The 8,466-nt window shown below is 65.8% G+C and carries 8 protein-coding genes; 5 read left to right on the top strand and 3 right to left on the bottom strand.

All coding sequences use genetic code 11. From position 1 onward, the window contains the following. The first annotated feature begins 479 nt into the window (after positions 1-479). From ACYVOK_RS32665 to ACYVOK_RS32685, 5 genes are all read left to right on the top strand, one after another. A complete protein-coding gene (locus ACYVOK_RS32665; protein WP_460666452.1) occupies positions 480-749 on the top strand; it encodes a hypothetical protein in 270 nt (89 codons plus the stop codon). Between the two features lie 1,018 nt (positions 750-1,767). Further along, on the top strand, positions 1,768-2,586 hold the full coding sequence (locus ACYVOK_RS32670; RefSeq protein ID WP_460666453.1) for an LLM class flavin-dependent oxidoreductase: 819 nt from the start codon (positions 1,768-1,770) through the stop codon (positions 2,584-2,586). A 766-nt stretch (positions 2,587-3,352) separates the two neighbouring features. Beyond that, on the top strand, positions 3,353-3,574 hold the full coding sequence (locus ACYVOK_RS32675) for a hypothetical protein (protein WP_460666454.1): 222 nt from the start codon (positions 3,353-3,355) through the stop codon (positions 3,572-3,574). A gap of 1 nt (position 3,575) precedes the next feature. Then, positions 3,576-3,920 (top strand): DUF1036 domain-containing protein, encoded by a 345-nt coding sequence (locus ACYVOK_RS32680; protein WP_460666455.1) that lies wholly within the window; start codon positions 3,576-3,578, stop codon positions 3,918-3,920. 239 nt (positions 3,921-4,159) lie between these two features. Then, positions 4,160-4,294, top strand: coding sequence for a hypothetical protein (locus tag ACYVOK_RS32685; RefSeq protein ID WP_460666456.1), 135 nt, complete (start codon positions 4,160-4,162; stop codon positions 4,292-4,294). A gap of 716 nt (positions 4,295-5,010) precedes the next feature. Here the strand turns inward: ACYVOK_RS32685 and ACYVOK_RS32690 are convergent. The 3 genes from ACYVOK_RS32690 to ACYVOK_RS32700 form a co-directional block, all read right to left on the bottom strand. After that, complete coding sequence (locus tag ACYVOK_RS32690; RefSeq protein WP_460666457.1) at positions 5,011-5,157, bottom strand: hypothetical protein; 147 nt, start codon at positions 5,155-5,157, stop codon at positions 5,011-5,013. A gap of 337 nt (positions 5,158-5,494) precedes the next feature. Further along, positions 5,495-6,397, bottom strand: a complete 903-nt coding sequence (locus ACYVOK_RS32695) for a hypothetical protein (protein ID WP_460666458.1) — start codon at positions 6,395-6,397, stop codon at positions 5,495-5,497. Between the two features lie 302 nt (positions 6,398-6,699). After that, positions 6,700-7,476 (bottom strand): GntR family transcriptional regulator, encoded by a 777-nt coding sequence (locus tag ACYVOK_RS32700; RefSeq protein WP_460666459.1) that lies wholly within the window; start codon positions 7,474-7,476, stop codon positions 6,700-6,702. Between the last annotated feature and the right edge of the window lie 990 nt (positions 7,477-8,466).

The following is an 8,466-nucleotide window of genomic DNA, read 5'->3' on the forward strand; positions in this document are numbered from 1 at the left end:
CTAAGCCCGGAGCATAGCCCACGTCCGGATGGAGATCCTCCGACAACGGCCGATCCCAGCCAGGCTCCGTCACGCTGTCGTCGCCCGTCTGCTGGCGCTGTGGCGAGCCGTCGCCGACTCGCCACCGCCAGTCGACTTCGATCGCGCTGTCCTCGCCGACGACGCAATGCTCGACCAGTTAGCCGTGTGCACGATCTCGCCCAACCGGTCCACCCCCCGTAGAAGTGGGCCGGCCGCCAGAACGACACGGTTCCCGGGAGCGCCGGGGGGAGGGCACTCACCGGGGACCGCACAATCACCGTAGCTCGGATCTCGGCACCTGCTCCGACCGCGCGCGGACTGACTTGGGAGATACGTGTGCCGCCGGCCCCGAGCCTGCCTGCCGATGGGCCTCGCCGCTATCAGGGGGACGGGGCAAGAATGGGTAGATGCTGCCCACTCCACCGCACAGGCCACGGCACCTGGTCGCAATTGCCTACGTGCTGATCGTCACCGTGCTCGCCGTCTTGGTCGCGGTGCCCGAGCGCCCGAGCTTTGCGGTCTACGCAGGCATGATGATCCTGACTGCTCCGCTCAGCCTGCTCCTCTACGCGCCCTATTACACGATCGCGCTCGGGGTAATGCCTGTGGATGGTCCCTCGTGGCTGTGGATCTTCTCCGTCGCCTGGTACGCCGCGATTGCTGCCGTACAGGCCCGATTGGCGCTCAAGTACCTGGACCGTCGCGAGCGAGCCAAGGCAGCAGCCTGACTGGCAGACGGGGGTTCCCGTGCCCTCCGCGGGCCGCGATCCGCGCTTCGCACTGTCGCAGATCACCTGGCGGACGAGTGTCGCGCATCTGTCGACGGAGGACACCGCCTGACTGTTCGGCTCTGCCGAGTTTGGCTCTTATGGATCAAGGCGCGCCTCCGGCGCGCAAAGGACCGGCTGCGGGCGGCGCTGGTGCGCCGTCCTCGCCGGTCCAACGAACGGGACGCTACCTCTGATCACGCGATCCCAACTGCCACGAGCCGACGTGCTCGGCGTCTGACCGCCGGTTAGCCCCGTCCCCCTGGCCGCTCGATTGTCCGGCCACCACGACCCACGTCAAGAGCGCTTCGCGTCCTACGGATCGGCAAGCCGACTCTTTACGTGCAGATCCAGCATCTGATCAGCGAGCGCTTCCCTCGCCTCGTCTGTTGCCATGGGCGCAGCCTATTGCGTGGAACGCCGCAGGTGGACTGGCGTGCCCTCCGCTGCGCGCCCCTCCGTGGGCGGCGTGCAATTAGCGTGCACAGGGGCGGTCACAGGCGGGCAAGGGCGGTCAGCAGAGCGCACCGCGATCACGCGGCAGAGGGGCGGTCACGCAGCCTGCCCGCCGTGCTTCCAAACTGGCTACGTCCGGGGGAGTGGTGCCCCCCAGGTGCCCCCGAACGGCCCAGACAGCCGTCAACGACCCGCGACCAGTGAGCATGTTCAGCGCTCGGGATCGCGGGCCGCTCGGCTGTCTGCGCCTGTGGTGACGGACTCGCAATGAGAAGGTCGTCCGTACCGGTAACCCTTCGGCCCACGGGTTCCACCCCCGGTGAGCCGCGACGGCGGTCCCCGGGCGCCTCCCAATCGCCGGGGACCGCCCCCCTGGAGTGGCAGGCTCGACAAGCACTGATCGGCCACCTGTCCGGCGTGGAGGTTCTCGACGTTCTTGGGCGGGGTTGTCGGATTCGGGGTGGCGAGTTCGTGGATAGGGCAACCGGACCAAACAAGGCCCCCAGATTCAAGGAGAACGACGATGAACGACCAGGCCAGGCGAGTGACCAGACCATTCCGATTCGGGGTCGTTGCGCCGATCACCGCTGACCTGCCGACGTGGCGAGACCGTGTGCGCCGCATCGCCGACAGCGGTTACTCGACGTTGCTGATGCCCGACGTTCCTACGTGGCAGCCGGCACTTGGCCCCACGCTGGCAACCGCGGCCGCGCTAGCTGACCTGCGGGTCGGCTCGTGGGTCTATGCCGCCGCGCTGCGCGAACCATGGAGCACAGCATGGGAGGCCCACTCACTGTCAGTACTCACCGAAGGCCGCTTCGAAATGGGTATCGGCGCCGGCCGACCTGGCATCGAAGTCGAGCTGGGGCTGCCTGCCGTCTCCCCAGCTGAGCGTCGTGCCAGGATGCGCGAGACCGTCGCCGCCCTCCGTAGGTTCGACGGCCCCGATCTGCACACGCCGGTGGTCATGGCGGTGAGCGGACCGAAGTCGCAGGCGCTGGCGCTCGAAGTCGCTGACGCAGTCACGTTCGTACTCCCAGCGGAAAGTGATCGGGTCGAAACCACGAACCGGGTACGCGACTTTGCCGGCCGCCGGGACATGGAGCTCGGCCAGCACGTCGCCGCCGTCGGTGACGGTGTCGCTGCGTTCATGGCGCCGCCCGACCTCGACACCGCGGCGCTTCGCGCGGCCGACTCGCTCGTCATACTTCCGAGTGACCCCGCGGCAGCCGCCGAAGAAATCCAGCGACGTCGCGAGGAGATCGGCTTCTCCTATTTCGTCTTCGGCGCCGACTTTGCCGACACACTCGCGCCGGTCGTGGCCAAGCTGGCCGGACAGTAGGCGCACGCGTCGCAGGTCAACTCGGCGACAACGATCGCATCACCGCTGCCGAACCGGTCTCGTCCGCCTCAGCCAAGCCGGTGCGGACATCCGGTTGTTCTGCTACCCCTGTTGTCCGCCCTACTCCCGGCTCCTTCAACTCCCGTGCCTGCCAGTTCAAGCACGAAACTGCGGGCAATGCGGCGGGGCATCCCCGTGTCGGCGGCGGTGCCAGCGCGACGCACCAACGGCTGATGCAGAGCTGCCGGCCGGTTCCTCTACCGTGGCATCAGCCGTGGCACGAAACGGCGGATACCCATGGGGAATCTCGCGCGCACAGAGTGGGGCCGTGTGGCCGAAAGCGCTGGTTGAGAGCGGATGCGATGGTGTAGGTCTCCCTCGTAGTGAGAACGTCGACAGTCGCTTGGCTTATCGGGCAGACCCACCGAGCACAGTGTGATCCGCCAGCGATGCGCGACACATGTCCGCCAACTGATTCGCGCCCGGCTGGAAGCCTGGCGCCCCAGGTCGCCGGCCAACGCGCACATGCCGATGAGCGTGCGTTGGCCAGATGCAACCTGTCACACCATTACGTGAGAGCTAGAGAGCTGAGCGACGGGTGCTCAGGCCGATGAAGGCGAAGCCGCACAAGCCAGTCCCCACGATCAGCGGCGGCATGCTGTCGCTCGCGCTCTGACGCGACTCCGGCCAGACAGGGTTGAGAGACCGCGAACGTCGGTCCTACACTCAAGGTTGCCAGGGGTTCCCCAACGGATAGAGATCTCGCATGCCAGACAACAACGATCTCTACCGGAGCCTCGATGCCGACGAGATCGAAGCCCTCGGACCGATGCCGGCTGACGAAGGCGTGAGCCCCACCACCGACCGCGACGGCCGCGCGCCCGGCCTCACCGCCGAGGTCCACTCCCCAGGGATGGTCCAGCAGTCGTCGGTCTATGCCGACGACGACCCGTTCCCGCCGCCCCGCAGCCTGACCACGGAGGACTGACGTGGCTGTTTACGTGCGAAACGACGGGAACGCGCGCATCTACTTCGCCCTCGCGTATCACTTTCCGAACTGTCCTGACGGTGAGAACTGGGCGAAGAAGGGTTGGTGGCAGATCCCGCCGGGCGGCACCGTCACCGTGCGCGGCGGCGCCTCCAATGGAGCCAGATACTTCTGGTACGGCGAGACCGACACCGGTCTTCAGTGGGCCGGTGACCTATTCACGTGGCTGCCCACGACCGCGTTCGACTGGTGTTGGCCGACATCGAGCACGAACGCCTCGCTGCGAGGGATGCGACGGCTTGACGTGCCGTGGTCGAGCGTGAACCACACCCTCGTCCTCCGCTGACACGCTCGCCGAAGGAACGACCAGATGCGCCGGTCAGGCGTCGAGTTGCGTGCCTGCGACTTTCGGGCAGCACCGCGCTGAACAAGCCCGAATGGAGGGCCGTACGGATATGCCGTATGGCGTGCGCTGCGACATCCGAATCTGTCGCGATCCGCGCGACCATGCCGATGACCGGACGCGCCCATTCCGGCGTACGGTGGCATCAGGAAGCCATTCAGGCTTCCGCTCAAGGAGCAGCCATGGCCGACAAATCGCCTCGGCAACACATGTCAAAGAAGGCGGGCAAGTCTCTCAAGGAGAAGCGCGCCGAGAAGCACGCGAAGGCCGAGACCAAGAGCAAGACTCAGATCGTGCCGCCGGACAAGCAACGATGAACGTCACAATCGGTTCTGCGTGGGCCGTCAGCGCAGGTCCGGTCATGTCGGGTCACCGCTGAGTTCGAGGTAGAGGCCGGCACGGCCGGAGTGAACTGCCTCCGCCGCAATCCAAGCCCGAGTGGATGAATGACGCGTTCGTCCTCTTACGGGAAGGCACCGTTTAGACACACTGTCATGCCCGGAGCCGCGCTTTCGGCTGTCGCAGATCACCTGTCGGACGGTGTCGCGCATCGGCCGACGGAGGGCCCCCGGTTGGCCCACTCTGCTCTGCCGGGTGTGGCTCTTATGGGTCAAGGGCGCGCCTTCGGCGCGCGGCCCCGGACTGCGGGCGGCGCCAGGGCGCCGTCCTCGCCGGGGCCCAGGAGCAGGTCGCTTCCCAGTACCCGCGATTCCAACTGCCACGAGCCAGTCCTGGCGTCTGATCGTCGGTTGGCCCCGTCCCCCTGGCCGCTCGATTGTCCGGCCACCACGACACATATGAAGAGCGCTACGCGTCCCTACGGGATCGGCATGCCGACTCTTGACATGCGCCGCGCTGACCTGGGGTGGCAGCTATCAGGGGACGGGGCAAGTGTGGTGTTCGGTGCGCCGTCTTCGCCTTGCCAAGCGAGCTCGAACTCGGCGGCCGATATCTCATACGTGCCAAACTCGGACCGCGGCAGAGGCTTCTCTGCGAGCTGGCCGTACTCATCGGCCATGTGCCTTTCGTCGTATCAAAGAGTCGGCCCGTTCTCGTAGATCTCGACCTGGCGGCTGACCCAACCGGCGTCATCAATCTCGAAGTACCACTCTGACGTGCCCCAGTCGTCGTGATCGTCGCCGCGTGTCTCGTGCCAGCTACGGCGGAAATAGAGGGCCACGAGGGCAGTATGCCGGGTCGGTCTGGACCTAGGCGGTCCTCGACCCGTCCGGCGCGAGTGGGCGTGCCCTCCGCGTGCCCTAACGAGAACATGGCAACGGGCTCGACCAGTCACCAACGGGGTTGAACCGGTCGAGCCCACGCTCAGGGATACGCCGCCCAGCCAGGCGGGAGCGTCACAACCGCCTTTGCAGGGCAGTGCATGACTGACCCAATCTGACCCCAACGACCCCGCACAGCGAGCACGGAGCAGCTAGGCACGCGACGGCCGGCTAGGTTCGGCGACGTGGCACGTGAGCACATGCAGGCTCCTACGGATCAAGAGGCCACTACGGCTTTCAGGCTCGCTCGTCCAGGGAGGTGTGGGCGTGTGCGTTCTGCACAGAGTACCGGTGAAGCATGACTCCCGGTGGAGCGAGGCGGATGAGGTCGCGCACCGTCAGAACTTGGTGAGGGCTAAGCCATTCCTGACCTGGTTTGTGCAGTGCCCAGCCGCCTCCGAGAGTGACCGCCGCATGCGTGTTGTTACCGTGGGCGTCGCGCCATACCAGCACGGTTCCCGGCAGATCGTCACGACCTTCCGCCGTGCAGTGGGCGGCTAGCCAAGCTTCGAAGGCCTCATCGTCGGCGCCCTGGACCCCTGCTGCCGCCATCACGGTGGCGAAGCAGGATGTTGCACTTCCTCTGGCGAAGGAGCTTCCTCTGCTCCCTCTGGCGAAGGTTCCACTGAGTGTTCGGGCACGGGGAAGTATGGATGAGGCCGCGCGCCAGATCTCCTCCGGTACCGACCTGCGCTGGCAGGGAAGCTGCCACTCACTGACAACTCGGTTGAGGACGGCATCGAGATGAGGCTCAACCAGGGTCGGCCACCAGACGAACCGATGTCCGTCCGCCTGGGCGCGCAGCACCTGTGCATCAAGAATGTCCGCCCAATCGGTGATGGTGGGTACGGCTCCTCGCCCGTGCCTTACCTGCGCTCGGACGAGCTCGGCACGCACATCGCGCGCCTGAGCATGGAACGGATCTTCGTCAAGCCACACGACTTCCAGATCCTTGGCGAGGTTCCACACCTCGTAGGTGTCGCGAAGCTCGGGCGGCAGGCCGTGTGCGGGATTTTCAGGTGTGAGCCCTAGTTCGGCCGCTTCGGCGGCGGTCAAGAAGAACGGCTGACGGGCCGGCGCCAGCCAGCCAGCCCAGCGCCGAGCCAGTGACGCTTCGACCTCGATCCCCAACACGTCCACCGCCACACGGTACAAGCGGGACGTGCAATTAGCGTGCAATTAGCGGCGGTCACGGGTGGGCACGGAGGGTCAGTCGGGCGCACCGCGATCACGCGGCGGAGGGGCCGTCACGCCTGCTGTCCGCCTCACTTCTAAACTGGCTACGTCCGGGGGAGTGGTGCCCCCCAGGTGCCCCCGAACGGCCCAGAACAGCCGTGAACGACCCGCGACCAGTGAGCATGTTCAGCGCTCGGGGATCGCTGTCTACGCCTGTGGTGACGGGCTCGCAATGAGAAGGTCGTCCATTCGATTCCGGCAAGCGGCTAGGCGCTGGGGGCGACGACAGTCTTTCGCTGACCGGACTTGCCTGCGACGAGCCCGGCATCGGCGAGCAAACTCAGCGCGCGGTGCGCGGTGCTGGGGGCGACCTTATAGCGCGCCGCTAGGTCCTTAACGGACGGCAACGTGGCACCTGGCCTGAGCACACCACTGTCGATCGCACCTCTTAGGTCGGCCGCAATTCGCTCATATGGCTGCAGATCGCCTGTGGTCGGTGTGGGTCTGACTGGTGCGGCGGTGTCCCCTCCTGCCGGTTGGATCGACAGCGGCCGCGGCGGCATCCGAACCGCGATGCGGGCCGCGGCACGTTGATCGGCTTCCGCCGACCACGCGCTGTAGACCCTGAGCGTCGTTTCGCCGCCACCGCCGTGGCCGAGTCGGCCGGCGACGGTTCGCGGGTCTACGCCCGCAGAGATCAGTTCAGTGGCGTTGAAGTGACGTAGGTTCTTTAGAGTCGCGTTGATGCCGAGTCTCGTGGCCATGCGCTTGTAGCGCTGGGTCGCTGTGTCGAGCTTCAGTGCTTGCAGCCCATCGGGCGTCGGCGAGAACACGAACGCTCTCGGCGACAGCTCAGCGCCAAGCTCGGCGGCCTGCCGGCGCATCCGCGCAACTCGCTCGCGGAGGGCTGCTGCGGTCTCTGGGTCGGGCACAATTCGTCGGTGCCGGTGGGTTTTGGTGTCCTTGGCGACGAATTCACCATCCACCTTGTATATGGACTGGCGGATGTTGATGACTTCGCTCCCTTCCACTTCAAGGTCCAAGTGCTCGATGCGTAGGGCACACATCTCGCCGCGGCGTGCGCCTAGTGTGGCCTTCGTCCATACGAACGTGCCCCAGTCAGCGTCCTGTGCGAACGCTGAATTGATCAGGAGCGCCGCTTCAGCCGCAGTCGGGGGCCGGGGTTCTGGCCGCGGCTGGGAAGGCTTCTCAGCCTGATCCGCGGGGTTGACCGAGATGTACTTCCACGCGATTGCCCGCTGCAACGCGCCACTCAGACACCAATGGATCTGGCGAATCGACGAGTTGGACAGTCCGCGGCAAACGTGTGGCATGCACGCACGGCGACAGGCTCGGCAGGTCTCAGGGTCAGCTGGCCGGCACGGCTCGCCGTGATGTTCGTCGCACAGATGATCAACGTCCGTGCGGTGATCGATCTCGGGCTTGCCGCGGCAGTGCTTCCGACACCGCCGCAGTTCGGCGTAGAACGAGTCCAGGGTCTCCGTATCGAGCTTGGAGAGAGGAATCGAACCGAGAAAGGCCTGATGTGAACCTCGTACTTTGATTCATAGCTTCGATGTGTCAGCGGTTCGATGTCGGCCAACGGCAGATACCTATCCATCAGCTGGGCGACGGTGGCCCGAGTCTTCGGGTTCCGCTTCTCGTCGACCTGGTTGAGTAGACGCGTTCGAGCCTGTTCGGCTTCCCGTGCCTGTCGAGGGCCAGGGGGCACGGTCTCTGTCAGGTACAGCGGCTTCTTTGAGATGGGGTCGACGCCCGAATAGACCCTTACACGCAAGGACCCTGACGGCAGCGCGTCGATGTTGCCGCTTTGCCGCTTCCGGGGTTGTGGAGGTCGTGCCACGGACGGAGCTTAACGGCAGTTCATGTCACGGGTCATGTCATGCACTGCCTGAGACCGGCTGGCCTGGAGATCGATTTAGGCATCTGACCTGCACTTTCTTTGGCGCGCCCGGCAGTGTTGTGGTTCAACACATAGGCGACAGATGTCTCAGGACATAGGCGACACGTGT

The organism is Kribbella swartbergensis, assembly GCF_054784135.1.